Here is a 25,363-nt window from a genome sequence, read left to right as displayed (position 1 = left end):
ATTCTTGAGAGCTAAGGCTCGTTTTCTTTGATTTGAACGGTGTTTTTTATTATGCTTTAAAGCAGATTTATTGTGGTTTGATGCGGCATAGCGCATACTCAAAGCATTAAAAAATAAATGTTTTATCGGAGAGAAACATGGCTGAAGAAACCATTTTTACTAAGATCATCAACAAAGAAATCCCAGCAGATCTACTATACCAAGACGATTTAGTAACCGCATTTCGCGATATTAACCCTCGCGCGCCAAGCCATATCCTAATCATCCCAAACAAGCTGATTCCGACAACTAACGATGTTGAAGTCCAAGATGAAGCGATGATGGGGCGCATGTTTACTGTTGCTCGCAAGTTAGCAAAAGAAGAGGGCATTGCAGAAGATGGCTATCGTCTTATCGTGAACTGTAACTCTCACGGTGGCCAAGAGGTTTATCATATTCACATGCACTTGGTTGGCGGCCGTCCACTTGGCCCCCTATTAATGAGCTAATAAAAAGTTAATGAGCTAATGAAAAGCTAACGAGTTAATGAAAGCTAATGAGCTAGTTTAAACGCGCTCATTAGTGGGTTAACACAAGTAGTTAGTTGGAAAATTTGTAGTTTGTATGCCAACTTTAAGTTCTATCTGTTGTCTGAACGTCGGCATCGCCTAGGCAGAGGCTAAATCAGTAGGGTTTCAACTGGCTTGAGATCCTTTTTACAACGCGTTTCGTTTTGATAATGAGACCATTAAAGGTCAGCAGACCCTAATAAAGTTGGCATTTTAAACATGCACGGAGACGATAAGTGAAGCAACAGTTTAGATTCGCTTCCATTGCCCTGTTATCGGCGTTGACCGTAGGTTGTGCGAGTATGTCTGCAGGAAGCCTGTTCAGTCATTACAGCGCACAAAACAAAGCGATCTACCAAGCCGTTAAATCTGGAGATTATTCAGAGGCTCAGCAAGAGCTACCAGATTACGCGGCAGGCGACATCCTTGATAACTTTGAAAGAGGCAGAATTAATCTGCTGGATCAAAAATACCCTGAGAGTAAGGCTTCGTTTGAAGTGGCTGATCAGGCGGTTACTGAGCAGCAACGCAAAGCCGTGATCTCAATCTCAGACAGTGCAACCAGTGTGGGTGCGTTGGCTGTGAATGACAATATTACCGAGTATGTGCCAGCCGATTACGAGTTGGGCTTTCTTCATCTGTATCTCGGTTTAAATTACCTCAAGAAAAACGATTTAGAAGGTGCGGTGATTGAAATGCGTCGCGCCAACCAAGTTCAAGAACAAGCGAAGAAGCAACGCGAGGCTGAGTTAGACAAAGCAGCCAGCGATGCGAAGAGGCAAGGCTTGTCTGCCAATGTGGGTAGCATCCTTGCCAATTACCCTGATGCGGGTAAGAAACTGCAGTCAGTACAGAATGCGTATCTGATGTTCTTGTCTGGTCTGCTTTATGAAGCGTCAAATGATTTAAACAGCGCCTACGTTGACTATCGTCGTGCTTTGGCTGTGATGCCAGATAACCAAGAAATCATCGATAGAACCATGGCAACAGCCGCTCGTTTAGGGATGCGACAAGATTTAGCAACATTAGAAAAACGCTATAAGCAATCTTCTAAACTTAGTGCAGGTGAAGGGCGAGTGATTGTTCTTCAAGAGCAGAGCGCTGTGCAAGCTATGGACAGTTGGCGACTGGATTTGCCTGTTTATGACAGTCGCGATCAGGGGGCAATATACTCTCTTGCGCTGCCATATTACCCAAGTCAAAACGTAGAGCGTTTTTCTGCCTTGCGAATCAGCGGACAGCCGCTACAAGAACATTTGATCACTGATGTAAACGCGATGGCGCAGAACGATCTATCGGAACGTATGACAAGCATTGTTATTCGCCAAGCGCTACGTGTAGTCGCGAAAGATCGCATTCGAAAAGAAGCAACCAAAGGCGATGATGTCGGTAATATTCTGTTCAACGTGTGGAACACACTGACAGAGCAACCAGACACTCGCAGTTGGCAATCATTACCTGCAGAGATTAAGAGCAGTACGTTTGTAGCAAATAGCGGTCAATATACGTTGGAAGCGGGCGCTAAAACGTACGACTTTGATATTCGAGAAGGGCAGACCACCTTGGTGTGGATTTCTCGACAAGGAAACAATGCAACAATGTGGCATAAACAGCTAGGGAGGCTGTAATGAAAAAGTGGTTAGTGAGCTTAGCAGCGGTTATGGCTCTGGCTGGTTGTGCTGATAATACAGCTGGCGTAAGGGTCGATAGTCTGACTCAGAACGTTTTCTTTGGTGACAAGGTATTGGGCAGCCGTTTACAGGTTGAAGATATTCGCACCGATCTGGTCGACGGTCATACGCGAGGAATCGTTCGTTTAAACAGTAACTATAAAGGCGATCAACATATTCTTTATCGTTTTTACTGGTACGACGATGCCGGGCTTGAGGTCAACCTTAAACAAGGTCCTTGGAAGCAAGCGATTGTTCGTGGTTTTGAAAGTATTTCGTTGTCGGAAGTGTCGGTAAACCCGAAAGCGACTCAGTTCAGAGTCCAGTTCCGAGAGCAGTAAGTTAGATTAAACGGGTCTCATGATTCGTAAATACAAGAATTTAAGAGTGTGGGTAACCCCGCTCAGTGATAAGTTGAGGAAACAAAATGAAAAAGAGTGTCATTGCGCTACTAGGTTTAGCGGTTATTTTAGGCGGTTGTTCAAACAAGGTAAGCTACGGTGATGCACAAGCAGTAGAAACCACGACAATCGATTTCGGTTCAACTGACCTTCAAACGATTGCGGGTGAAATGGTCGATAGCATGATGGCGTCTGGTTCTGTGTCTTACATTACTCGTGAACAGCGTCCAATCGTGTTTGTAGAGCGAATCAAGAACAAAACAAGTGAGCACATCGATACTGAGTCAATCACTGACACTATCAGTACTAAGATGCTGAACTCTGGTAAGTTCCGTTTCGTTGATATGGACCGTGTAGAGTCTGTTCGTGACCAATTGAACTTCCAAAACAACGATGAGCTTGTAAACCAAAGTTCAGCGATTCAATTCGGTAAAATGGTTGGTGCTCAGTACATGCTGTACGGCAACCTATCAAGCATCGTTAAGAAAGCGGGTAGCGATGAAGACGTATACTACAAAATGACGATGCGTCTAATGGATCTTGAGTCTGGCTTGATTGAATGGGCTGACGAGACTGAAATCCGTAAGCAACAATCTAAGAGCCTACTAGGCCTTTAATTTCGCTTACTTGCCAACTATGCGCAGCCGGATTTGACAATGTCTAGTATTGGCAGCGCTTAATCTTGACAGCGTATAGCTTGGTCACACGCCAATGCAGTGCATGATGTGCTGTTTATGAAGAGACACTGGCTTTTGGTCAGTGTCTTTTTTGTAGGGAATGAAGACGTTTATAGGGAGTAAATATGGCAATTTTTTCTTGGTCTGAGGCTAAGCTTCTTGATACCAGTTTGAGTTCGCTTGACGGTTACTTTTCTGAGCCTCCAGTTAGAGCACAGACATTAACAGGCGGTTTGACCAATCGATGTTGGAAGTTGGTCGATGCCGATGGTACTGCGTATGTTTGGCGGCCAACCACACCTATCACCAAAGCGTTCTTCATTTCTCGCCATGAAGAGTACCAAGTGCTGTCTGCCATTGAGCGACTCGGTATCGGGCCAAGCCCAATGGTAGTGAATGAGCAGGGGTTACTGGTTGAGTGGATTGCGGGTGAGACACTTTACGAAGATCTAGAACTCGATGACCTGTTGAAAACGCTGATCTCTGTTCATCTGGTTAATACTGCGCGATTACCACTGCAACCATTCAGTTTCACGGCGCGAGTCGACCATTACTGGCTGCAGCTTGATGCGATTCATAAGACCGAAGCCTGCACTAAGATTTATCAAGAGTGGCGCGTGGCTCCGAGTATTACCAATGTTGACCTGTCTTTGTGCCATTTTGACTTAGGTGGTTATAACCTAGTGAGAAACAGTGACTGCATTAAGATTATTGATTGGGAATACGCTGCGCTCGCAGACCCTAGGCTCGATTTGACATTAACCATTGCGGTTGCTGGCGCGCCAGTCACAGAAGCGGTTGAGAAGTACTGTCAGCTGCGAGGAATCCATGATGTTCAGCCTTGGCTTGATGGTGTAGAAGCATGGTTACCAAGAAGCCAGATGATGGCGATGCTATGGTATTTACTTGCTCATCAGCTTTGGGGCGATGAAAGTTATCTGCGTGAAGCGGAGGCTCTGAGTCACACTTTATGTAGCTAGGATCACGTTTAGGAAGTGAAAAATATAATTTCTCAGCTGTTACCTTTAAAACCTTGTTTTTCGTGTTAGATTGATCAAAACGTACCAATATTCAACGGGGGAGGTACAATGATTATCTATCTACATGGCTTCGACTCAACAAGCCCGGGCAATCACGAAAAAATACTGCAGTTGCAATTCATTGATGATGACGTTCGTTTCATCAACTACAGTACTTTGCATCCAAAACACGATATGCAGCATCTGCTAAAAGAAGTGCATAAGGTGATAGAGCAATCCGATGATCCGCATCCCATTATTTGTGGTGTAGGTTTAGGTGGTTTTTGGTCTGAGCGTATTGGTTTCTTATGTGGGATTAAGCAGGTGGTGTTCAACCCTAATCTGCACCCTGAGAACAACATGGTAGGTCGAATTGACCGTCCAGAAGAGTACGAAGACATCGCAACTAAATGTGTTGCTCAGTACCGTATGAAAAACAAAGGACGCTGTTTAGTGGTGCTTTCTCGTGAAGATGAAATTCACGACAATACCAAAACAGCTGCCGCGCTAGAAGATTACTATGATGTAATCTGGGATGAGAAAGAGAGTCATAAATTCAAAAAGATCTCTCAACATCTTCAAGCAATGAAAGCGTTCAAAAACGCTTAATCAATCCAGATGTTTTATAAAAGCAGTGCTCAATGAGTGCTGCTTTTTCACATCTGAATCTTAGAGATTGGTATTGATAAAGTAGTTGTATATGTTTTATCGGTCGGTTTGTGCATTTATAGATCAGTTTGCGCAAACGTTAACTAATTAGTCGCGAATCCTCATTGAGGGTAAGGATTTTTTTGTTGCGGTCATCTTTTTGCTATATATAATGTTCCCAAGCAAAATATTTTGACAAATATCAAAAAAAATTGAGAGCGAGTGAAAAAACTTGCCCATAATTTGTGTTCTGCCTCTCAGGTAGTCACCTTTTATATCCACGTGAGCAAAGCAACAAACCATTATTTGTTGTTTGTAACCCCTCTAACTACTCGGTGAGCTGTCGTTATTCTTTTTCGCGGTAACCCAATTTGTAACAGCCTTCGCATTCAAGGCCGAGTAGATACATAGAATTTATCGGTTGGAGTAATCGAGCCGAACCCCATTTATTCATTTTGTAGAGGATTGTCATTGTGACAAAAATTATCGTAGTAGGCGGCGGTGCTGGTGGTTTAGAACTAGCAACTAAGCTAGGCCGCACTTTAGGTCGTAAGAAACGTGCCCAGATTACTCTGGTAGACCGTAAAGCAAGCCACCTATGGAAACCATTACTTCATGAAGTAGCAACGGGCTCACTGGATGAAGGTGTTGATGCATTAAGCTACCGTGCGCACGCAAAAAACCATTACTTCGATTTCCAAATGGGCAGCCTGAACGACATCGATCGTGAGCGTAAAGTGATTGCACTAAGCGAGCTTACAGACGAGCACGGTGAACTGCTGATGCCAAGCCGTGAACTTGAATACGATATTCTAGTGATGGCGCTAGGCTCAACGTCAAACGACTTCAACACTCCAGGCGTTCGTGACAACTGTATTTTCCTTGATAGCCCAGAGCAAGCACACCGTTTCCGTACAGAAATGAACAATCAGTTCTTAAAGCTTCACGCTAAGAACGGTCAAGGCACGGTAGACATCGCGATTGTTGGTGCTGGTGCAACTGGTGTAGAGCTTTCTGCAGAGCTACACAACGCCGTTAAAGAACTTCGTACTTACGGCTTCGGCGACCTAGATTCAAGCAAGCTGAACGTAAACCTAGTTGAAGCGGGTGAGCGTATTCTTCCAGCTCTACCTCCTCGTATTTCAAGTGCAGCACACTCTGAGCTAACCAAGCTTGGTGTGAACGTTCGTACGAATACGATGGTGACTCAGGCGGATTCTGACGGCCTAACAACCAAAGATGGTGACAAGATCCCAGCTCAAATCATGGTATGGGCAGCAGGTATCAAAGCACCAGATTTCATGAAAGATATCGGTGGTCTTGAAACCAACCGTATCAACCAGTTGGTTGTGAAGAACACGCTGCAAACAACACTGGATGACAACATCTTTGCAATCGGTGACTTGGCGCAATGTACACAAGCAGACGGTTCATTCGTTCCGCCACGTGCACAAGCGGCTCACCAAATGGCAAGCTGTGCATTCAGCAACATCATTGCTAAGTTGAACGGTCGTGACCTGAAAGACTACATCTACAAAGACAAAGGCTCGCTGGTTTCACTTAGCCGTTTCTCTACGGTAGGTAGCTTGATGGGTAACCTGACGAAAGGCTCGATGATGGTCGAAGGTCGTATTGCTCGTGTGGTTTACATCTCTTTGTACCGCATGCACCAGATGGCGCTTCACGGCTTAATCAAAACATCACTGATGATGCTGGTTGGTCGTATTAACCGTGTACTTCGTCCAAACCTAAAGCTTCACTAATCAGGTAAGCCTTCTCAGAGCATTACGCTGATAATAAAAAAGAGCTCTTCGGAGCTCTTTTTTGATCGTGTCGATTATGGATTATCGCAGGTGTTGAACTCATTTCTGCTGTTAAGACGTTGGAGGTAGCACAGAATAAACCACGCCATCTTTCGGCTTACCGTTAAACAGAAATCGATTCTGGGCAATGGTTTCTCGCTCAGCGCCACACTTCTCGATCAACTTTTGGCTGGGTAGGTTCTCGGTATCGCAGACAATCTCCAAACGCGTTAACTTGAGTTGCGCGAAACAAAATTCAAATAGGGCGAACATCGCTTCTTTGGCGATCCCTCTCCTTTGAAAGTCATCACCGACCCAATAACCTAAACTCGCCATATTAAAGGTGTGGTAAAGCTCATTAATGGCAACCATACCGACTAACTTATCGCTTTTTCGTTCAAAGATGCCAAAGCCAAACGCATCGGCTTTCACCCAGTTCAGGCGAGTTGCCAGAATAAATTTCTCGGCCTCGACGATAGAAAACTCTTTATGACACCAGTCGACCCATGGCAGCAAGCTAGGGGAGGACTTAACCAGCTGAGAAAATTCTTGAGCATCTGAGGCCTCAATGATTTTAAGGCTAAGATTTTGTGTGTTGATCTGAAATTCAGGGCTCATAGAGCGTACCAAGTAACGTGTAAGTACTGAGCAAAGAAAGTCAGTACAGAATAAAGATAGATAGCACTTAATAAAACGCCCTCACTAGGAGGGCGGATTGAATTATTTATATAATTATAGCCGAATCGGCAAGTAATTTACTGCGCTACACGTCTAACTTGAATCACCATTCCAAGAAGTGGGTGGTCAAGGTAGTGAGTTTCTGTACTGCGCATACGACGTTTTTGGTCCATGCGGTAGCTCTTAAGGAACTCTTGGACTTCAACCGTCGGAGAAATTTCAGTTAGGTTGCCCACTTGGACGTTGCTTTCTGCGCCACTTACTGGTGAATCTAGCTCAATTTGTTGCTCTTGTAGAGTCACTTCACGAACGCTTGGCGCTTTTAAGTCCAAGGTCGTTTCAGCGTATAGGTAGTGCTGAACGTAGATTTGCAGCTTGCCGTCTAATTCGTATAGTGGCTTATCAATGGTCTCTTCTTGGAACCCATCAGCGCTGCCTGCAGTGATTGTGCCTTTTTCAGATCCATCAGCATTAAATTGTTTAGAGAAATCTTTACCTGCTTGAATATGGAAAACAGGGGCAGAGCTCTTGCCTTGGTCGCCTTGACGCCAAGCGGTATGCATCAGAACTTCAAAGCCAGCGTGTTTACGTAGCTTGTCTTTCTGAGGCGTTAACTTGTATTCCGAGTAAGGTAGCATTTGAACGCCTTTCTTTGCTCGGTATTGGGTATCTTGAAATGAACCAACGCGCTCAAGTGAAATCTTAGGCTGTGTATTTGGCCAAGATTCGTTCACCTTCTCTGCATCAACAGCGCGCTTAAAAATGATCACTTCTATATCAAATTGTCTCTGCGCCAAACTTGGCAGTGAGACGAACAATAGTAGCAGTGGGATCAGTCTTTTCATTTTTACTCCGTCTTCCAGCCGAACTACCGGCTGGATAATTTATATGTGCAAGTGGATTGGGTCTTATGCTGAAGGCAGCAAGTTTTGTCTGAATTCGCCCAATAAATCACTAACAAATTGAATTCGCTTCCGTCTGTCGACCAATGGTATCGTAAACTTGAACTTTGTTGGTCCTTCCATTGAAAACTTTTGCGGTTGAGATTGCAACAGTTTAACAAGGTAGGTCGGGTTTATGTCAGCATCCGGGTAGAATTCTAAGAATCCACCCTTATCGTGGGCTTCAATTTTCTTCGCTTTGATAGACGCTGCGGCTAATTTTAGCTCAGAAACTGATAACAAGTTCTTGGTTGCATCAGGCAGAAGGCCGAAGCGATCAATCAGCTCGACTTTCAACTCTGCCAATTCGTCGGTGTCACTCACACTCGCAATACGTTTGTATGTTGATAAACGCGTGTTGATGTCTGGAATATAGTCGTCTGGCAATAGTGCAGGCAGACGCATCTCAATTTCAGTTTGTTCACGCAATAGATCATCAAGCGAAGGCTCTCGACCTTCTTTCAACGCTTCAACCGCTTGTTCAAGCATCTCCATGTACAAGGTGAAACCAACCGACTGGATTTGACCACTCTGTTCATCACCCAACAGCTCACCCGCACCACGAATCTCTAAATCGTGAGTTGCTAGGGTAAAGCCTGCGCCCAAGTCTTCGAGCGAAGCTATCGCATCCAATCGCTTGATCGCATCTTTGGTCATTGCTTTAGGGTGTGGCGTTAACAAGTAAGCATAAGCTTGGTGGTGCGAACGACCTACACGACCACGTAATTGGTGCAGCTGTGCTAAACCAAGGTTATCGGCTCTGTCCATCAAGATGGTATTTGCCGTTGGTACGTCGATACCGGTTTCAATGATGGTTGTACACACCAGTAAGTTGAAGCGCTGGTGGTAGAAGTCATTCATGATGCGTTCCAGTTCGCGCTCTCGCATCTGGCCATGAGCTACAGTCACGCGCGCCTCTGGAATCAGCTTTTGCAATGACTCTGCTGTTTTCTCAATCGTGTCGACTTGGTTGTGTAGGAAGTAAACCTGGCCACCACGCATGATTTCACGCAGCACCGCTTCTCTGACGATGGCATCATCACTCTCGCGAACGAAGGTTTTAATTGCCAAGCGTCGTGCGGGTGGTGTAGCGATGATCGAAAGGTCACGCATGCCACTCATTGCCATGTTCAGCGTTCGCGGGATCGGTGTCGCAGTAAGCGTTAGAATATCGACATCCGCACGCATCGCTTTCACTTTCTCTTTCTGACGTACACCAAATCTGTGTTCTTCATCGACAACCAGCAGGCCTAGGTCTTTAAACTTAATATCGCTCGAAAGCAGCTTGTGAGTCCCGACTAGGATATCCACTTTACCGTCGGCGACATCTTGCATGATTAGTTTTTGCTCTTTAGCTGATTTGAATCGGGATAGAACCTCAACACGAATCGGCAAGTTGGCGAAACGGTCACGGAAGTTTTCGAAGTGTTGCTGAGCAAGTAGAGTAGTAGGAACTAAAACCGCTACTTGTTTGCTGTTGTCGGTACAAACGAATGCTGCACGCATCGCGACTTCGGTTTTACCAAAGCCAACATCACCACACACCAAACGGTCCATGGCTTTGGCTTGGCACATATCAGACATAACAGCATTGATGGCCATCGCTTGGTCATCGGTTTCTTCAAACGGGAAGCCAGATTTGAAGGTTGCGTATTGCCCGCGATCTAAAACAAATTTATAGCCAGGTTTAAGCTCACGCTTGGCGTAAACATCCAGCAGCTCTGCAGCAACGTCACGTACTTTTTCAGCGGCACGCTTACGCGCTTTTTGCCACGCCTCACCACCTAGTTTGTGTAGCGGTGCAGAATCTTCGGCGCCACCAGAGTAACGTCCAATAAGGTTCAAAGACGCAACGGGCACGTACAGCTTGGCATCGTTTTGGTACTCAAGTGTCACGTATTCGGTTTTCATGCCACCGGCTTCGAGTGTCTGCAAGCCGATGTAGCGACCAATACCGTGGTCAATGTGCACTACAGGTTGACCTGGTTTAAGTTCGGCTAAGTGACGAATGACAGTGTCGCTGTTAACACTTTTTTTGTCTTTCTTACGGCGCTGAACAACGCGATCACCCAACAGGTCGCTTTCACAGATAAGGGCGATGTTTTGCTCTTCATGGATAAAACCGTGTTCAGCAGAGCCAAGGATGAGGCTGAACTTGTCTTTGCCTTTAATTGAGGCATCGAGGTTTTCAACTTCGCTTGGTCGTACTTTAATACCACGAAGCAGTTCACTCAGCGCTTCACGACGACCTTCTGATTCAACCGAAAATACTACTTTGCCGTCGAAGGCTTCTGTGAACTTTCTTAGGTTAGCTAAAGGTTCTTTATTTTGATGCTGAACACTGAGATCAGGAAGAGACACAACCGGAAGGTTGGTACGTCCAGCTTTCTCTTCAATTGAATCTAAGCTCAGATTGACTTGTGGCTTCTGTTTGAAGTGTGCGAACAGCTCGTCTTTCTTCAGCCACAGTTGTTCAGGCGTGAGAAGTGGCCGTAATGGGTCAACACCGCGCTGTTCGTATCGATGAGCAACGTCCGTTAGGAATGAGTCTACTGCAGTCTCGACATCACCTAGAATCAGCAGTTGCGCTTCATCGGCAACGTAATCAAACAAGGTTTCTGTGTGATCGAAGAACAGTGGTTGCCAATACTCAATACCAGCAGGCCATGTGCCTTTAGATACCTGCATATAAACCGATTCTGGTTCGCGGCGGGCATCAAACTGTTGGCGCCAACGAATACGGAAATCTTCAATTGCCGTTTCCGAGGTTGGGAATTCGTGAGCAGGCAGCAGGCGGATCTCAGAGATGTCTTCAATAGAACGTTGGTTTTCAGGATCGAAGGTACGAATGGTATCGATCTCATCATCGAAGAAATCGATACGATACGGGTCTTTGCTGCCCATCGGGAACAGGTCGAGAATCGAACCACGACTTGCGTATTCACCTGGGCCAAACACTTGATCAACGTAGCGATAGCCGGATTTTTCAAGCTGTAGGCGAAGTTTCTCAAGCGAGTAGAGATCGCCCGTTTTCACCATTAACGTGTGTTGTAGCAAAAAGTCTCGCGGTGACTGGCGTTGCAATAACGTGCTGATCGGAACGATCGTGATGCCATCTTTTAATGTTGGCAGTGCGTAAAGGCGTGCGATACGATCTGAGATGATCTCTTGGTGCGGCGAGAAGCTATCGTATGGCAGCGTTTCCCAGTCAGGGAATAATGCGACTTCATGTGCCGTAAACTGTTCAATTTCAGATTGAAGCTTAAGCGCCACTTGTGGGTCGGGTACTGCCAAGACGGTATGGCTGTTGTGTTGCTCTGCGAGTTTGGCAATGGCAAGAGCGAGAGACGAACCGACTAGGTTACCGATGTGCTTTTTGTCACCGGCACCTTTAAGTTTAGGTAGTGTAAATATGGATTTTTTGGTCATGTTAATTTACTTGTTATCTCGGTCTAGAGAGCGTTGACGCAAGAGTTTCTGTTGTTGATAAAGTGCCGCTTTAATTAGCAGGTCTTGGTCGGTATCGCGAAGATGAGCGTATTTAAATTTGATTTCGAAACCTGAGTCTTTCGCCTCGCTAGCAAATACTTCTGCGTAGCAATAAATGGCTGCAGCTGGGTGCTCTAGAAAAAGTTTGGCTTTTACTAAGCGACCCGGTTCGATGTCTGCTTTTGAAAAGCAGGAAAACTGACTCGCACCAAATGAATAGGTGTGAGTGCGAAATTTCTCATCATCTTGCTGCGATAACATAAAGCTCAACAAGAGGTTTAATTTTGAGTTTTGTGCATCCAATAAACTGGTGACATTCTTCAAGTCGCTGTTTTTCAGTTCCGCTCGAGCGCTGTCAGCTAACAGATCCAATTGGCTAAATTCACTTGCCACCACAAATGGTGCTGGGATCTCAGATTCGAATTGAATTTGAGAAGGTAAAGTGAAGCCGCTGTCCATTGGTTCAATATTAGCGGTAAGGCTATGGTGAACGGTGAAAAACTCTTGTTCTGTCATGCGTTAGTTCCTTGAAGTGATCTATTGATTATCGCTATGTGGCCGCAGTAATCAAGGTCAGTTAATTGAAAGTCTCAAATAGTTGTTTGAAATCTGGCTATTTGACAAGGTTCTGTTTTTCAAGCCTAACTAATTGAGTTAATTCACTCTATATTTTCAATTAACCCCTACACAGTAACAGCAATACCCGTTACATTAACCCGCATCCCCTTTAGATGGTTCAAAGTATGTTTCATCCTATTTCGTTGTTTGTTGGCCTACGCTATTTGAAAGGCCGTTCAGGTGATCGCTTTAGCCGTTTTGTTTCTTATATGTCGACGGCAGGTATCACCATTGGTGTGCTGTCTTTGGTTACTGTTTTATCGGTAATGAATGGATTCGAAGCGCAGTTAAAAGACCGAATTCTTGGTGTTCTTCCTCAAGCGGTGGTTTATGAACAAGGAGGCACGACCTCACTTTCTGAAAAAGCCCCAAGCTTCGCAGAACAAATTTCGCTTAATGGTCATGTTGAACCGATTGTTCGCAGTGAGGCAGTGATTCAGAGCCCTGCTCAGCTTTCTGCTGGCCTTTTGATTGGCATCCAACCCAATTCTGATGATCCACTTCAAGACCACTTAATCGCGGGTCGCTTGTCTTCACTTCAAGCTGGGCAATATCAGCTGTTTCTTGGTCATACTCTGGCGAGAAACCTAAAAGTATCGATGGGCGACAAAGTTCGTCTAATGGTGACCAGCGCGAGTCAATACACACCATTGGGGCGTATTCCTAGCCAACGTAATTTCACCGTAGCTGGTATCTTTAATACGGGCTCGGATATTGATGCCCAACTTATGGTGACGGATATCCAAGATGCTGGGCGTTTGATGCGTTATAAGTCAGACACCATTTCAGGTTGGCGACTGTTTTTTGAAGACCCATTTGAAGTCGCGGAACTATCGAACCAACCCTTACCTGATGGATGGTTGTGGAGCGATTGGCGTGACCAACGTGGCGAGCTGTTCCAAGCGGTTCGTATGGAGAAAAACATGATGGGCCTAATGCTTGGTCTGATCATCGGGGTTGCTGCATTTAATATTATCTCTGCGCTGATTATGGTGGTGATGGAGAAACAATCTGAGGTCGCGATACTTAAAACTCAGGGCATGACTGACGGCCAAGTGATGGGCATCTTTATGGTTCAGGGCGCGAGTAGTGGCGTGATTGGCGCACTATCCGGCGGCGCACTAGGTGTTGTTCTGGCAATGAACCTTAACCCGATTTTAGAAGCGATGGGTGTTGCTCTATTCTCGTTTGGTGGTCAGTTACCTATTTTGATTAACCCAATTCAAATCGCTGTTGTTGTGGTTCTGGCTATTGCACTTAGCCTGATTGCCACTGTATTCCCTTCTTATCGTGCATCGTCTGTGAAACCTGCTGAGGCCCTTCGTTATGAGTAATTTTCTTCAATGTAATGATATCCGTAAAACGTACCGTGAAGGCTCGTTAGATACTGAGGTGCTCAAGGGAGTCAGCTTTGACATCGAAAAGGGTGAGCTAGTAGCAATCATCGGTACCTCTGGCTCGGGCAAAAGTACCTTACTGCATATCTTAGGCGCATTAGACGATGCTTCTGCGGGCAGTGTGAGTTTTCTTGGTCAAGATTTAGCATCTTTGAGTTCGAATAAGCAGGCGAAGCTTCGCAACCAGCATCTTGGCTTTGTGTATCAGTTCCATCATCTTCTATCTGACTTTTCAGCTTTAGAAAACGTGGCGATGCCGTTATTGATTGGCGGCGAAAAGCCCGCTAAAGCAAAGCAAGAAGCACAACGTTTGTTGGACAAAGTTGGATTGAGTCACCGCGTGGACCACCGACCTTCAGAGCTTTCTGGTGGCGAGAGGCAACGTGTGGCGATTGCTCGTGCATTGGTGAATAAGCCTGCGCTAGTGTTGGCGGATGAACCAACCGGTAACCTTGACCATAACACCGCACTGTCTATTTACGACTTAATGCGTGAACTGAACCGTGAATACGATACTGCCTTTTTGGTCGTGACTCACGATGGTGAACTTGCCGGTAAGATGGATCGCCAACTTCACATGCAAGATGGTTTACTGGTCAACGTAGAAAAAGAGGAGAGCTAAGTGTTTTCCTCTTTATCTCTATTGATAGGCGGCCGATTTAGCCGTGCGAAACAACGAGACAAGATGGTGTCGTTCATCTCATTGTCTTCGACCATTGGTATTGCGGTTGGTGTCGCGGTGATCATTATCGGCTTATCTGCGATGAATGGCTTTGAGCGAGAGCTTCAATCACGAGTACTTTCTGTCATTCCTCATGGTGAATTTGAAGGCGTGAATGAGCCTGTGACTCGTTGGGAGCACGTGATTGAGGAGTCGATTAAGCACGATAAAGTCGTTGCTGCTGCGCCTTATGTAAAAATTACAGCGCTTGCTGAAAAGGGCAAAGAACTCAAAGCAATTGAAGTTCGCGGCGTTGACCCACAACTTGAGCAACAAGTATCGAGCCTGTCGAGTTTTATCGATAAGCAAGCTTGGAGTGAGTTTAAAGCAGGGCAACAACAAATCATCTTAGGTTCTGGTGTAGCGAATGTGCTGGGTGCGAAAGTCGGTGATTATCTGACTTTGATGATTCCAGCGGTAAACGGTTCTGTGAAGGTTCAGGCGCCAAAGCGTGTTCGAGTGAAAGTGGTTGGCTTGCTGACGCTTAATGGCCAGATTGACCACAGCTTGGCTCTGATTCCGATTGGTGATGCTCAGGTCTACGCCAACTTAGGTGAGGCGGTAACTGGAGTCTCTTTAAAAGTGACCGATGTGCTGAACGCGAACTCTATTGTGCGTGAAGTGGGCAATCAGCTTGATGTGTATGTGTATCTACGAAGCTGGCAGCAGAAGTTTGGTTTCTTGTATCGAGATATCCAACTCGTTCGTACCATCATGTATCTGGTGATGGTACTGGTTATTGGTGTGGCTTGTTTCAATATTGTCTCGACGCTAATGATGGCAGTAAAAGACAGAGCATCAGAGATCGCGATTTTAAGAACCATGGGTGCATCAGACGGCCTTGTGAAGCGCATCTTTGTTTGGCAGGGCGTATTCTCAGGCGTGTTAGGCAGTTTAGTGGGCAGTGCAATAGGTGTGCTAGTCGCTCTTAATCTCACGACACTAATCAAAGGACTTGAAAAGTTGGTCGATCACCAGTTCTTGTCCGGTGATATCTATTTTGTCGACTTCTTGCCATCACAACTTGATATGACGGATGTTGTTGTGGTTTCCGGCACTGCGATTGTGCTGAGTTTACTGGCGACATGGTATCCAGCCTCACGAGCGGCTAAGCTAAACCCGGCCTCGGTGCTTAGCTCGAAGTAATTTTCGAAGTTATACGCTAAGTAAACGTCACGTTGCGCGATAGACTAACGGCATAAACAAAAAAGGATCCCTGATGGGATCCTTTTTTATTGAATTCAATTCGTGTTCTTTACGACTTTCGTTACATGCCAATCTTGCAGAGGTAAGTAGCTCATCCGATTTTAACTTGTGTACGTTTTAAGTGAAGCGCATACAAGGTTAGATTGAATAACAAGAAATGGCGTTCAGTGCCTTGCTTGTCGCTTCTTCCAACTTCTTACTACTGAGTAGCGCCATAAACCGCGAATACCAAAGTAGCCAATCATTGCTGAAACCACGCCACAAATCAGACAACCCAATAAGAACGGAGGCCCTATAGTGCTCATTTGCGCCAAGATGAAGTCCCAAGACAATTCGAAATGGAAGGTTTGCGGTGGCACATGCATAACAAACGCCCCGACTTTATAAGCAAAGTAGAAGAGAACAGGCATGGTAACCGGGTTACTGATCCAAACAAGTGCGACAGCTAAAGGCAGGTTAACGCCACATGCGACAGCAAGGCCTGCAGACATAATCATTTGACTTGGTAGAGGGACAAACGCCATGAATAACCCAACAGCAAACGCGCCAGCCGCAGAGCGACGATTAAGGCACCATAAGTTGGGGTTGTACAAAACATTGCCAAAAACTTTCAATGCTTTCTGACGCTTGATTAGATCATGGTCAGGCATAAATCGTTTGATAAACTTTCTTGGCATAGGAGGAAGCTACTCTCTTGTTTAACACTTGGTTCTTGATTTCATTTGCTGCGACAGTTGTGTCTGCCAGCTTCTGGCCTGTGATGCCACATTGGGTTTGGGCACCATTGATGCTGTTGTTACTGCTAGCACCAACAAAGTATAGCGTTTTCCGGAGTGCAAGAGGTCCAGTAACAGCATTGATACTAGTTATCTGCCTAGGGAATGCGATTGAAATACAAACGAGTCGCTTATTCCAATCAGGGCAGAATACTACCATAAATGCGTCGGTTGTTAGCCTTTTTAGTGAAAATAGCCACGGTTTTGAAAGCGTAATAGTAGTCAGATCAATTGGCGGCGAAAAATTAATCTTTCCTCAATTGATAAAATTGCGTTTGTTTACTCCTTTCAAGCTAACGCTTGGAGATGATGTCTATTTATCGGCCTCAATAAAGCCGATATGGGGCAAACTCAACGAAGCCGGCTTTGACCGAGAAAAGTACTTGTTTAGTGCTGGCGTGGTTGCCAATGCAACTTACAGAGCAGATACCAAGTACCGAATTCATTCTAGCACCAACTTACGCGCCCAATGGTTTGAAGCCAGCCTTGAAAGGTTAAGTCTGCTGGCAAATCAAGATCTCATTATCGCTTTGAGTTTTGGATATCGAGACCTTATTCCGCCTCAGCGGTGGGATATGCTTAAAAGCAGTGGCCTGATTCACTTGATGGCTATTTCGGGGCTGCATATTGGGATTGCCTTTGGTATCGGCTATCAGATTGGCAAGATATTAAGGTTACTTTCCCCTTCATTTCTTTGGTTACCTACAATATTCGGGCTCGGCTTGGCGTATTTCTATAGTTGGTTTGCTGGATTCACGCTGCCAACTTTGAGAGCTTTGGTGATGTGCGTTATCGCGAGTTATTTCTTGTGGCGTGGGCAAAATATCAGTTTGCTTCGGTATGTTACTTTAAGTGTGTGCGTGGTTCTGCTGATTTGGCCGTTTTCAGCTTTGTCGAGCAGTTTTTGGTTGTCCTTTGGTGCATTGGGCGCTGTTTTCTATATCGCCTGTAATACTCAGCGCTCAGCTTCAAGCTTTACATTTATCGACCACGCACTCCAACTTATTAAGCTTCAACTGATGCTGACATTCCTTATCGCGCCTTCCTCGATGTTGTTTTTCAAAGGAGTCAGTTTAGTCTCTGTTTTCTACAACTTGTTCCTTTTGCCTTGGGTATCGATGGTGACGATCCCGCTGTTGTTTCTGGCAATGTTTCTAAGCTTAATATCGGAGTCAGTGTCTGGCGTGGTTGGTATAACAGCGCTAGACAATGATTTGGTCAGTCAGCTGTGGAAGTTAGTCGACTTATCGCTTGAGCCTCTCGTATTTAGTCTTCCTTTCTCTGAGCGATTTTGGATCCAAGTCGATAATCAGACGATTGCATTATCAGTATTCCTTATCTTGTTTTTGAGCTTTGTTAGTCGGTATTTCAAGCGAACATTATCGATATTGGTAACTGCAGTGTTTGTGCTGTGGTGGGAGTTCAGCAAACCCCAGCAAGACAAACTAACTATTGATATCTTGGATGTTGGGCATGGGTTGTCTTTGGTCTTGGAAAAGAACAATCAGATTGTTGTTTATGATCTTGGCAATGCGTGGCCAGGAGGCTCGGTTGTTGAGTCTTTGTTGATTCCTACTTTGAATCAGCGGGGGATTTATGAATTAGAAGGCGTGATTGTGAGTCATTTCGATTCTGACCATGCTGGTGGTTATCCGGCATTACTTGAGAACTATACGCCAAAGTGGATAAGAACCAGTCAGAACATTATTCAAGAACGCCAATCTATCACTCAAGCCCCGTCTAATATTCAAACATGTACTATTGGAGAGGTTTGGAACTGGCAAGATGTTGTTTTTGAGGTGTTGTGGCCGCCTAAGCAAGTAAAGAGGGCGTATAACCCACATTCGTGTGTGGTCAAGATCTCAGATCATAGTGCTGATTTCTCAATGTTGCTCACTGGTGATATTGAACTGGTAAGTGAGTGGTTACTTGCTCGTGAAGGAGAACAGCTAAGGAGTGATGTTATGTTGGTTCCGCATCATGGCAGCGATTCGTCATCGATTAAGTCGTTTATTGAGGCGGTGTCTCCTCAGCTGGCGATAGCTTCTCTTGCCAAAGGCAACCAGTGGGGAATGCCGAGTGAGTCTGTTATTGAACGCTATCAGGAAGCGGGGAGTACTTGGCTTGATACTGGAGAAAGCGGACAAATAACCATCACTCTTGGCAAAGAAGGTTGGCAGTATCATGCGATTAGAGAACAACAAGGCGGGCAGTGGTATAGGCAGATGCTCCGTAAGGGAGTAGAATAGAGAGATTATTGTGAGAAAATTAAGCGATTCTATGTCAACACAAACAGATGAAACTACCTGGGTCACATTTAAAAGACTTTGGACTTATATTCGACTATATAAGGCCGGCCTAGGTGTTGCGGTAATTGCGCTTATCATAAATGCCGTTTCTGATACCTATATGATTTCCTTACTAAAGCCGTTACTTGATGAAGGCTTTGGTAATGCTGAATCTGACTTTTTACGCACGCTCCCTATTATTATCTTTGCCATGATGTTTATTCGTGGTGTCAGTGGCTTTGTTTCAACCTATTGTTTGAGCTGGGTCTCTGGCAATGTGGTGATGGAAATTCGTCGTAAAATTTTCAGCCATTTCATGCACATGCCTGTTTCTTTCTTCGATAAAGAACAGACAGGCGCATTGCTATCTCGAATTACTTACGATTCAGAGCAAGTGTCTGCAGCAACCAGTAAGGCGTTAGTCAGTATTGTCCGTGAAGGTGCAAGTATTATTGGCTTGTTGACGCTGATGTTCTGGAATAGCTGGCAGTTGTCTCTAGTTCTATTTGCTGTCGCACCCGTTGTCGCTTGGGCTATTACCATAGTTTCTAAGCGATTCAGAAAGATCTCTAAAAATATGCAGACAAGTATGGGCCATGTGGCGTCGTCTGCAGAGCAAATGTTGAAAGGACATAAAGTAGTTCTAACTTATGGTGGTCAAGACATAGAGAAGCAACGTTTTGATCAAGTTAGTAACCAAATGCGCCAACAGAGTATGAAGTTAGTAACAGCACAAGCAGCCGCTAACCCAATAATTCAGATGATTGCGTCTGTTGCCGTTGTGACTGTGTTGATCTTAGCTAGCTTTGACTCTATTCGAGCTGAGTTAACCCCCGGCACATTTACTGTTATTTTCTCTGCGATGTTCGGCTTAATGCGCCCATTAAAAGCACTAACTAGTGTAACGTCTCAGTTCCAACGCGGTATGGCAGCGAGTACAACTCTATTTGGTTTGATGGATCTAGATACTGAGCAAAACAAAGGGACGTTGAAGCCTGAATCTGTAACGGGTGAAGTTGCAGTAAAAGATGTCACGTTTACTTATGAAGGAGCAGAGAAACCAGCACTTGATAAGGTCAGCTTCAATATACCGAAAGGTAAAACGGTTGCGCTTGTTGGGCGTTCTGGCTCGGGCAAGAGTACCATTGCCAACCTATTTACTCGTTTTTATGATGTAGACTCAGGTTCAATTGAGCTTGACGGCCACGACATTCGTGATTACGAATTGAGAAACCTGCGGGAGCACTTTGCTCTTGTATCTCAAAATGTGCACCTATTTAATGATACGGTCGCGAACAACATCGCTTACGCCGCACACGATGAATATTCCCGCGAACAGATTGAACATGCAGCTAAACTTGCCCATGCGAGTGAGTTTATCGAAAACATGGAAAACGGTATTGATACGGTTGTTGGCGAGAATGGTGGTAATCTATCAGGTGGTCAAAGACAGCGAATTGCGATTGCACGAGCGCTATTGAGAGATGCACCAGTTTTGATTCTTGATGAGGCAACGTCTGCACTGGATACCGAGTCAGAGAGAGCGATTCAATCTGCACTAGAAGAACTGCAGAAAGACAAAACAGTATTAGTTATCGCACACCGACTCTCTACGATCGAGCAAGCTGATGAGATTCTAGTGGTTGATGATGGTCATATTGTAGAAAGGGGCGCACATGCTGAGCTAATCGCGCATGATGGTGCTTATGCACAATTACACCGAATTCAGTTCAGCGGATAAATTAGGTTTTGTTGTGATCGAAAAGATTTGGTTTAACAATCACCCGTTGAAATATCTTCTCTGGCCGCTATTGTGGCCACTGAGTCTGCTGTTCAAATTGATTAGTGGTCAACGTCGTGATGCTTACCTCTCTGGGAAGAAAGAGACCTACCGCCCGCCTTTACCTGTTATTGTTGTGGGCAATATTACCGCTGGTGGAAATGGTAAAACCCCGGTTGTGATTTGGTTAGTAGAAATGCTTCAGGCTCACGGCTTTAAACCTGGAGTTGTGTCTCGTGGTTACGGTGCAAAAGCACCAAGCTATCCGTTAGTGTTGAATGAAAATACGCCAGCAGAGCATTCGGGTGATGAACCTCGCTTGATTCGTAAGCGAACTGGTGCGCCAGTCGCAGTCGACCCTGTGCGAGCTAACGCAGTGAAAGCATTGCTGAGCAAAGGTGTTGATGTGATTATCACTGACGATGGCCTTCAGCATTATGCGCTTGAACGCGACATTGAATTTGCAGTTATCGACGGCGCAAGACGCTTTGGTAGCGAATGCCTAATTCCTTTAGGCCCGTTAAGAGAGCCTGTATCTCGTTTAGATGAAGTCGACTTTTTGGTTAACAATGGCGGTAAAGCGCATGGGCGAGAGTTCTCGATGTCTTTGCTTCCAAGCCAAGCGGTTAACCTAAAGACTGGTCAGAAAAGGTCTGTGGCAGAATTACAGAAGCTGGTTGCTTTTGCCGGTATTGGCCACCCACCGCGCTTTTTTAAAACATTGGAAGATCTTGATGGTGATGTGGTATTCACACAGGGTTTCGCCGATCATCAAGATTTTGATAAAGATGAACTTCATGCCTTAGCTAAGAAAGGTATGAATCTGATTATGACAGAAAAAGACGCTGTAAAATGCGAAGAATATGCTCAAGATAACTGGTGGTATCTTCCAGTTTCTGCGCAGTTCGATGAAGATTCGCAACAGCAAATTTTAAAAAGAATAAAAGAGGTTATGGAATACTATGGATCACCGTCTACTTGAGATCGTTGCTTGCCCTGTATGTAAAGGTAAACTAACTTTTGACAAGGATAAGCAAGAGCTTGTTTGTAAAATTGATCGCCTTGCTTACCCAATTAAAGAGGGTATTCCTGTTCTTTTAGAACCTGAAGCTCGCACCGTTTCTATGGATGAGGGTAAGTAATGTCTTATACGGTTGTTATACCTGCAAGATACCAATCGAGCCGTTTACCAGGGAAGCCACTTGCTGACATTGGTGGAAAGCCGATGATTCAATGGGTATACGAACAGTCAATGAAAGCGGGTGCCGATAACGTTATTATCGCTACCGACGACGCTCGAGTTGAAAAAGCGGCTAAAGCATTTGGCGCGACCGTTTGTATGACATCACAGAATCACGAATCGGGCACTGAACGCCTAGCTGAAGTGATTGAAGTTATGAATATTCCTGATGATCATATTATCGTGAATGTTCAAGGTGATGAGCCACTTATCCCACCTTCGATCATTAATCAGGTTGCCAACAATCTTGCTAACAGTACAGCTCCGATGGCAACGTTAGGTGTGGAAATCACTCATGCTGATGAAGTGTTTAACCCTAATGCCGTTAAAGTTGTAACCGATAAAGACGGTTATGCCTTGTATTTTAGCCGAGCAACCATCCCTTGGGATCGCGATGCTTACGCGAACAACGGTACTGCAGCGGAATCTCCTTTGCTTCGTCATATTGGTATCTATGCTTACCGAGCGGGTTTTATCAATACCTACATTAATTGGGAACCAAGCACTCTTGAACGTATTGAGTGCCTAGAGCAATTACGAGTACTTTGGTACGGTGAAAAAATCCACGTAGACGTTGCGGCGGAAGCACCTGCGGCTGGTGTTGATACGCCTGAAGACCTAGAAGCGGTTCGAGCTATTATTGGTTAAGCTTCTTTGAGCGAATTCTTGTTTGCTCTACAAAATGAAAAATCATGAGCCTTGCCTATTGCGAGGCTTTTTTCTATCTACCGAAAAGTGCGCTATCGAAAAGCGCGTGTGTGTCTTATTGACCTAAGCAAACGGATATTGGGATAGTTGCATTGGTTTATGCATCATCAACACGGAATTATCTGAGATTTACCTCGCTCGAGTTCCAATTTTTCTCTATAATATGCCGCCTATAAAGTAGTGGCGAATCGCTAGTACAGAATAAAACTTACGACAAAACGTGGAGTAAAAGATGCCTTCTCAAAGCCCAGTGATTACGGTTGATGGACCAAGTGGTGCAGGTAAAGGTACCCTGTGTATGTTGCTAGCAGATAAGCTAGGCTTTCATCTTCTAGACTCAGGCGCGATCTATCGCGTATTGGCTTTAGCGGCAATTCACCATGGTGTGGATACTGAATCAGAGGATGCTTTAGTACCGCTTGCTACACACTTAGACGTGCAGTTTATTGCTGAAGGCGACTTAGTTAAGGTTATCCTAGAAGGTGAAGATGTGTCTGGTGAACTTCGTAAAGAAGAGACAGGCATGGCGGCTTCAAAAGTTGCTGCTTTACCTCGCGTTCGCGAAGCACTGCTTCGTCGTCAACGTGCATTCAGCGCTGCGCCTGGTTTGGTTGCAGATGGTCGTGACATGGGAACGGTTGTGTTTCCTGAAGCTGAAGCGAAAATATTTTTAGATGCAAGTGCTGAAGAGCGTGCGAGTCGCCGCCTTAAACAGTTGCAACAGAAGGGGTTAGATGTTAAATTTGACGACCTTTTGAGCGAGATCCAAGAGCGAGACGACCGAGATCGTAATCGCCCAGTGGCGCCACTTCGCCCTGCAGAGGATGCTCTAGTGCTTGATTCCACCTCAATGAATATTGAGCAGGTAGTAGAAAAAGCACTACACTATATTGAATCGAAACTGGCTGGGTAATTTCGCCGAGCTAGTACGAACGTTGGTCGCAAGGATGATGACCGGCGAATTTATCAACCCCATGCGGTAGGATACCCATGGACGTTTAATTATTGAAGATTAAATAATGACTGAATCTTTTGCTCAACTCTTTGAAGAGTTTCTATCTGAAACTGAATTCCAACAAGGCAGCATCGTTAAAGGTACTGTAGTAGCTATCGAGAACGGTTTCGTTCTTGTAGACGCTGGTCTTAAGTCTGAATCTGCTATCCCTGCTGAACAATTCAAGAACGCTGCTGGCGAACTTGAAGTTGAAGTTGGTGCTGAAGTAGACGTAGCTCTAGACGCTGTTGAAGATGGTTTCGGTGAAACTCAACTTTCTCGTGAGAAAGCTAAGCGTCACGAAGCTTGGATCGTACTTGAGAAAGCTTGCGAAGAAGCTGAAACTGTTGTTGGTATCATCAACGGTAAAGTTAAAGGCGGTTTCACTGTTGAACTTAACGGTATCCGTGCTTTCCTTCCTGGTTCTCTAGTAGACGTACGTCCTATCCGTGACACTGCTCACCTAGAAAACAAAGAGCTAGAGTTCAAAGTAATCAAGCTAGACCAGAAGCGTAACAACGTTGTTGTTTCTCGTCGTGCTGTTATCGAATCTGAAAACAGTGTTGAGCGTGACGAACTTCTTGAAACTCTACAAGAAGGTACTGAAGTTAAAGGTATCGTTAAGAACCTTACTGACTACGGTGCATTCGTTGACCTTGGCGGTGTTGACGGTCTTCTACATATCACAGATATGGCTTGGAAGCGCGTTAAGCACCCATCAGAGATCGTTAACGTTGGTGACGAAATCCTAGTTAAAGTTCTTAAGTTCGATCGTGAGCGCACTCGTGTTTCACTAGGTCTTAAGCAACTAGGCGAAGATCCATGGGTAGCAATCGCTAAGCGTTACCCAGAAGGTCACAAGCTTTCTGGTCGTGTTACAAACCTAACTGACTACGGCTGCTTCGTTGAAATCGAAGAAGGCGTTGAAGGTCTAGTACACGTTTCTGAAATGGATTGGACTAACAAGAACATCCACCCTTCTAAAGTTGTTAATGTTGGCGACGAAGTTGAGGTTATGGTTCTTGATATCGACGAAGAACGTCGTCGTATCTCTCTAGGTCTGAAACAGTGTAAAGCTAACCCATGGCAGTCATTTGCAGAAATGCAAGCTAAGGGCGACAAAGTTACTGGTAAGATCAAGTCTATCACTGACTTTGGTATCTTCATCGGTCTAGAAGGCGGTATCGACGGTCTTGTACACCTATCTGACATTTCTTGGAACGCTGCCGGCGAAGAAGCTGTACGTGAATACAAGAAAGGCGACGAAATCTCTGCTGTTGTTCTAGCAGTAGATGCAGAGCGTGAGCGTATTTCTCTTGGCGTTAAGCAAATGGAAAACGACCCGTTCAACGCATACGTTGCTGACAACAAGAAAGGTGTTCTTGTAAACGGTACTGTTACTGCAGTTGACGCGAAAGGCGCTACTATCGAGCTAATCGAAGGCGTTGAAGGTTACATCCGCGCTTCTGAAGTTTCTCGCGACCGTATCGAAGATGCATCTCTAATCCTAAGCGTTGGCGACAGCGTTGAAGCGAAGTTCACTGGTGTAGACCGTAAGAACCGCGTAATCAACCTATCTATCAAAGCTAAAGATGAAGCTGATGAGCAAGAAGCAATGGCTTCACTGAACAAGTCTGAAGAAGGCGCGTTCGGTAACGCAATGGCAGACGCATTCAAAGCTGCTAAAGGCGAATAATAGCTTCTCATTAAGAGAATTATAGCTATCTAGCCAAGAAAGGAGCCGTAAGGCTCCTTTTTTTTT

At 45.1% G+C, this 25,363-nt stretch carries 22 protein-coding genes; 17 read left to right on the top strand and 5 right to left on the bottom strand.

Features of this window, described 5'->3' with window-relative positions; genetic code table 11:
• Positions 1-137: 137 nt before the first annotated feature.
• From hinT to A6D97_RS10775, 7 genes are all read left to right on the top strand, one after another.
• Entirely contained in the window at positions 138-488 is a 351-nt protein-coding gene (gene hinT / locus A6D97_RS10805; RefSeq protein WP_017060220.1) for a purine nucleoside phosphoramidase, read from the top strand.
• Between the two features lie 296 nt (positions 489-784).
• Positions 785-2,176 (top strand): hypothetical protein, encoded by a 1,392-nt coding sequence (locus A6D97_RS10800; protein WP_065584353.1) that lies wholly within the window; start codon positions 785-787, stop codon positions 2,174-2,176.
• On the top strand, positions 2,176-2,559 hold the full coding sequence (locus A6D97_RS10795) for a YcfL family protein (protein WP_017060222.1): 384 nt from the start codon (positions 2,176-2,178) through the stop codon (positions 2,557-2,559). The genes A6D97_RS10800 and A6D97_RS10795 overlap by 1 nt, the downstream gene beginning before the upstream one ends.
• 86 nt (positions 2,560-2,645) lie before the next feature.
• Positions 2,646-3,236 (top strand): penicillin-binding protein activator LpoB, encoded by a 591-nt coding sequence (gene lpoB / locus A6D97_RS10790; RefSeq protein ID WP_017060223.1) that lies wholly within the window; start codon positions 2,646-2,648, stop codon positions 3,234-3,236.
• Positions 3,237-3,421: 185 nt separating this feature from the next.
• Positions 3,422-4,276, top strand: coding sequence for a phosphotransferase (locus tag A6D97_RS10785; RefSeq protein ID WP_017060224.1), 855 nt, complete (start codon positions 3,422-3,424; stop codon positions 4,274-4,276).
• 108 nt (positions 4,277-4,384) lie between these two features.
• Positions 4,385-4,924 (top strand): alpha/beta hydrolase YcfP, encoded by a 540-nt coding sequence (gene ycfP / locus A6D97_RS10780; protein WP_009847155.1) that lies wholly within the window; start codon positions 4,385-4,387, stop codon positions 4,922-4,924.
• A 512-nt stretch (positions 4,925-5,436) separates the two neighbouring features.
• On the top strand, positions 5,437-6,726 hold the full coding sequence (locus A6D97_RS10775) for an NAD(P)/FAD-dependent oxidoreductase (RefSeq protein ID WP_009847154.1): 1,290 nt from the start codon (positions 5,437-5,439) through the stop codon (positions 6,724-6,726).
• A 111-nt stretch (positions 6,727-6,837) separates the two neighbouring features.
• Here A6D97_RS10775 and A6D97_RS10770 read toward each other — a convergent pair whose 3' ends face one another.
• The 4 genes from A6D97_RS10770 to A6D97_RS10755 form a co-directional block, all read right to left on the bottom strand.
• A complete protein-coding gene (locus A6D97_RS10770) occupies positions 6,838-7,383 on the bottom strand; it encodes a GNAT family protein (RefSeq protein ID WP_017060225.1) in 546 nt (181 codons plus the stop codon).
• 137 nt (positions 7,384-7,520) lie between these two features.
• On the bottom strand, positions 7,521-8,288 hold the full coding sequence (locus A6D97_RS10765; protein ID WP_065584352.1) for a peptidoglycan binding protein CsiV: 768 nt from the start codon (positions 8,286-8,288) through the stop codon (positions 7,521-7,523).
• Between the two features lie 63 nt (positions 8,289-8,351).
• The gene (gene mfd / locus A6D97_RS10760; RefSeq protein ID WP_017066779.1) at positions 8,352-11,813 is read right to left on the bottom strand and encodes a transcription-repair coupling factor; all 3,462 of its coding nucleotides are present in this window, start codon (positions 11,811-11,813) and stop codon (positions 8,352-8,354) included.
• A 6-nt stretch (positions 11,814-11,819) separates the two neighbouring features.
• Positions 11,820-12,389, bottom strand: coding sequence for a hypothetical protein (locus A6D97_RS10755; protein ID WP_017065300.1), 570 nt, complete (start codon positions 12,387-12,389; stop codon positions 11,820-11,822).
• Positions 12,390-12,616: 227 nt separating this feature from the next.
• Between A6D97_RS10755 and lolC the strand changes: the two genes are divergently transcribed.
• The 3 genes from lolC to lolE are packed head-to-tail and all read left to right on the top strand — an operon-like array spanning position 12,617 to position 15,755.
• Positions 12,617-13,825: a lipoprotein-releasing ABC transporter permease subunit LolC gene (gene lolC / locus A6D97_RS10750; RefSeq protein WP_065584351.1), complete on the top strand. Its 1,209-nt coding sequence runs from the start codon at positions 12,617-12,619 to the stop codon at positions 13,823-13,825.
• Positions 13,818-14,510, top strand: a complete 693-nt coding sequence (gene lolD / locus A6D97_RS10745; RefSeq protein WP_017060230.1) for a lipoprotein-releasing ABC transporter ATP-binding protein LolD — start codon at positions 13,818-13,820, stop codon at positions 14,508-14,510. The genes lolC and lolD overlap by 8 nt, the downstream gene beginning before the upstream one ends.
• Positions 14,511-15,755, top strand: a complete 1,245-nt coding sequence (gene lolE / locus A6D97_RS10740) for a lipoprotein-releasing ABC transporter permease subunit LolE (RefSeq protein ID WP_065584350.1) — start codon at positions 14,511-14,513, stop codon at positions 15,753-15,755. It begins immediately after the preceding gene.
• 224 nt (positions 15,756-15,979) lie between these two features.
• Here the strand turns inward: lolE and A6D97_RS10735 are convergent, their stop codons facing one another.
• Positions 15,980-16,492: a DUF2062 domain-containing protein gene (locus tag A6D97_RS10735; RefSeq protein ID WP_017065303.1), complete on the bottom strand. Its 513-nt coding sequence runs from the start codon at positions 16,490-16,492 to the stop codon at positions 15,980-15,982.
• A 17-nt stretch (positions 16,493-16,509) separates the two neighbouring features.
• On the opposite strand from A6D97_RS10735, the gene A6D97_RS10730 reads away from it, so the two are divergent.
• The 7 genes from A6D97_RS10730 to rpsA all read left to right on the top strand — a co-directional run bounded on the left by A6D97_RS10730 (position 16,510) and on the right by rpsA (position 25,297).
• Positions 16,510-18,840, top strand: a complete 2,331-nt coding sequence (locus tag A6D97_RS10730) for a DNA internalization-related competence protein ComEC/Rec2 (protein WP_065584349.1) — start codon at positions 16,510-16,512, stop codon at positions 18,838-18,840.
• Between the two features lie 31 nt (positions 18,841-18,871).
• Entirely contained in the window at positions 18,872-20,620 is a 1,749-nt protein-coding gene (msbA, locus tag A6D97_RS10725) for a lipid A ABC transporter ATP-binding protein/permease MsbA (RefSeq protein WP_065584348.1), read from the top strand.
• Positions 20,621-20,633: 13 nt separating this feature from the next.
• Entirely contained in the window at positions 20,634-21,641 is a 1,008-nt protein-coding gene (gene lpxK, locus A6D97_RS10720) for a tetraacyldisaccharide 4'-kinase (protein ID WP_029235494.1), read from the top strand.
• Positions 21,622-21,801: a Trm112 family protein gene (locus A6D97_RS10715; protein WP_004736429.1), complete on the top strand. Its 180-nt coding sequence runs from the start codon at positions 21,622-21,624 to the stop codon at positions 21,799-21,801. The genes lpxK and A6D97_RS10715 overlap by 20 nt, the downstream gene beginning before the upstream one ends.
• Positions 21,801-22,547 carry a 3-deoxy-manno-octulosonate cytidylyltransferase gene (gene kdsB, locus A6D97_RS10710; RefSeq protein WP_065584347.1) on the top strand — a complete coding sequence of 249 codons (747 nt, stop codon included), beginning with the start codon at positions 21,801-21,803 and terminating at the stop codon, positions 22,545-22,547. The genes A6D97_RS10715 and kdsB overlap by 1 nt, the downstream gene beginning before the upstream one ends.
• Before the next feature lie 292 nt (positions 22,548-22,839).
• Positions 22,840-23,520 carry a (d)CMP kinase gene (cmk, locus tag A6D97_RS10705; protein WP_017060237.1) on the top strand — a complete coding sequence of 227 codons (681 nt, stop codon included), beginning with the start codon at positions 22,840-22,842 and terminating at the stop codon, positions 23,518-23,520.
• A 106-nt stretch (positions 23,521-23,626) separates the two neighbouring features.
• A complete protein-coding gene (gene rpsA / locus A6D97_RS10700) occupies positions 23,627-25,297 on the top strand; it encodes a 30S ribosomal protein S1 (protein ID WP_010439921.1) in 1,671 nt (556 codons plus the stop codon).
• Positions 25,298-25,363: the final 66 nt, after the last annotated feature.

This window comes from Vibrio sp. ZF57, from assembly GCF_001691235.1.
GTDB lineage: Bacteria > Pseudomonadota > Gammaproteobacteria > Enterobacterales > Vibrionaceae > Vibrio > Vibrio crassostreae_C.
The sequence above is the reverse complement of the archived record's forward strand: the minus strand, read 5'-3'. Positions and strand labels throughout refer to the sequence as shown.

Coding starts and splice junctions, on each gene's coding strand:
- A6D97_RS10735 (WP_017065303.1), bottom strand. CDS start 16,492: ATGCCAAGAAAGTTTATCAAACGATTTATGCCTGACCATGATCTAATC.
- A6D97_RS10795 (WP_017060222.1), top strand. CDS start 2,176: ATGAAAAAGTGGTTAGTGAGCTTAGCAGCGGTTATGGCTCTGGCTGGT.
- A6D97_RS10770 (WP_017060225.1), bottom strand. CDS start 7,383: ATGAGCCCTGAATTTCAGATCAACACACAAAATCTTAGCCTTAAAATC.
- lpoB (WP_017060223.1), top strand. CDS start 2,646: ATGAAAAAGAGTGTCATTGCGCTACTAGGTTTAGCGGTTATTTTAGGC.
- A6D97_RS10785 (WP_017060224.1), top strand. CDS start 3,422: ATGGCAATTTTTTCTTGGTCTGAGGCTAAGCTTCTTGATACCAGTTTG.
- lolC (WP_065584351.1), top strand. CDS start 12,617: ATGTTTCATCCTATTTCGTTGTTTGTTGGCCTACGCTATTTGAAAGGC.
- A6D97_RS10715 (WP_004736429.1), top strand. CDS start 21,622: ATGGATCACCGTCTACTTGAGATCGTTGCTTGCCCTGTATGTAAAGGT.
- ycfP (WP_009847155.1), top strand. CDS start 4,385: ATGATTATCTATCTACATGGCTTCGACTCAACAAGCCCGGGCAATCAC.
- lolD (WP_017060230.1), top strand. CDS start 13,818: ATGAGTAATTTTCTTCAATGTAATGATATCCGTAAAACGTACCGTGAA.
- cmk (WP_017060237.1), top strand. CDS start 22,840: ATGCCTTCTCAAAGCCCAGTGATTACGGTTGATGGACCAAGTGGTGCA.
- kdsB (WP_065584347.1), top strand. CDS start 21,801: ATGTCTTATACGGTTGTTATACCTGCAAGATACCAATCGAGCCGTTTA.
- msbA (WP_065584348.1), top strand. CDS start 18,872: ATGTCAACACAAACAGATGAAACTACCTGGGTCACATTTAAAAGACTT.
- mfd (WP_017066779.1), bottom strand. CDS start 11,813: ATGACCAAAAAATCCATATTTACACTACCTAAACTTAAAGGTGCCGGT.
- rpsA (WP_010439921.1), top strand. CDS start 23,627: ATGACTGAATCTTTTGCTCAACTCTTTGAAGAGTTTCTATCTGAAACT.
- A6D97_RS10755 (WP_017065300.1), bottom strand. CDS start 12,389: ATGACAGAACAAGAGTTTTTCACCGTTCACCATAGCCTTACCGCTAAT.
- A6D97_RS10765 (WP_065584352.1), bottom strand. CDS start 8,288: ATGAAAAGACTGATCCCACTGCTACTATTGTTCGTCTCACTGCCAAGT.
- hinT (WP_017060220.1), top strand. CDS start 138: ATGGCTGAAGAAACCATTTTTACTAAGATCATCAACAAAGAAATCCCA.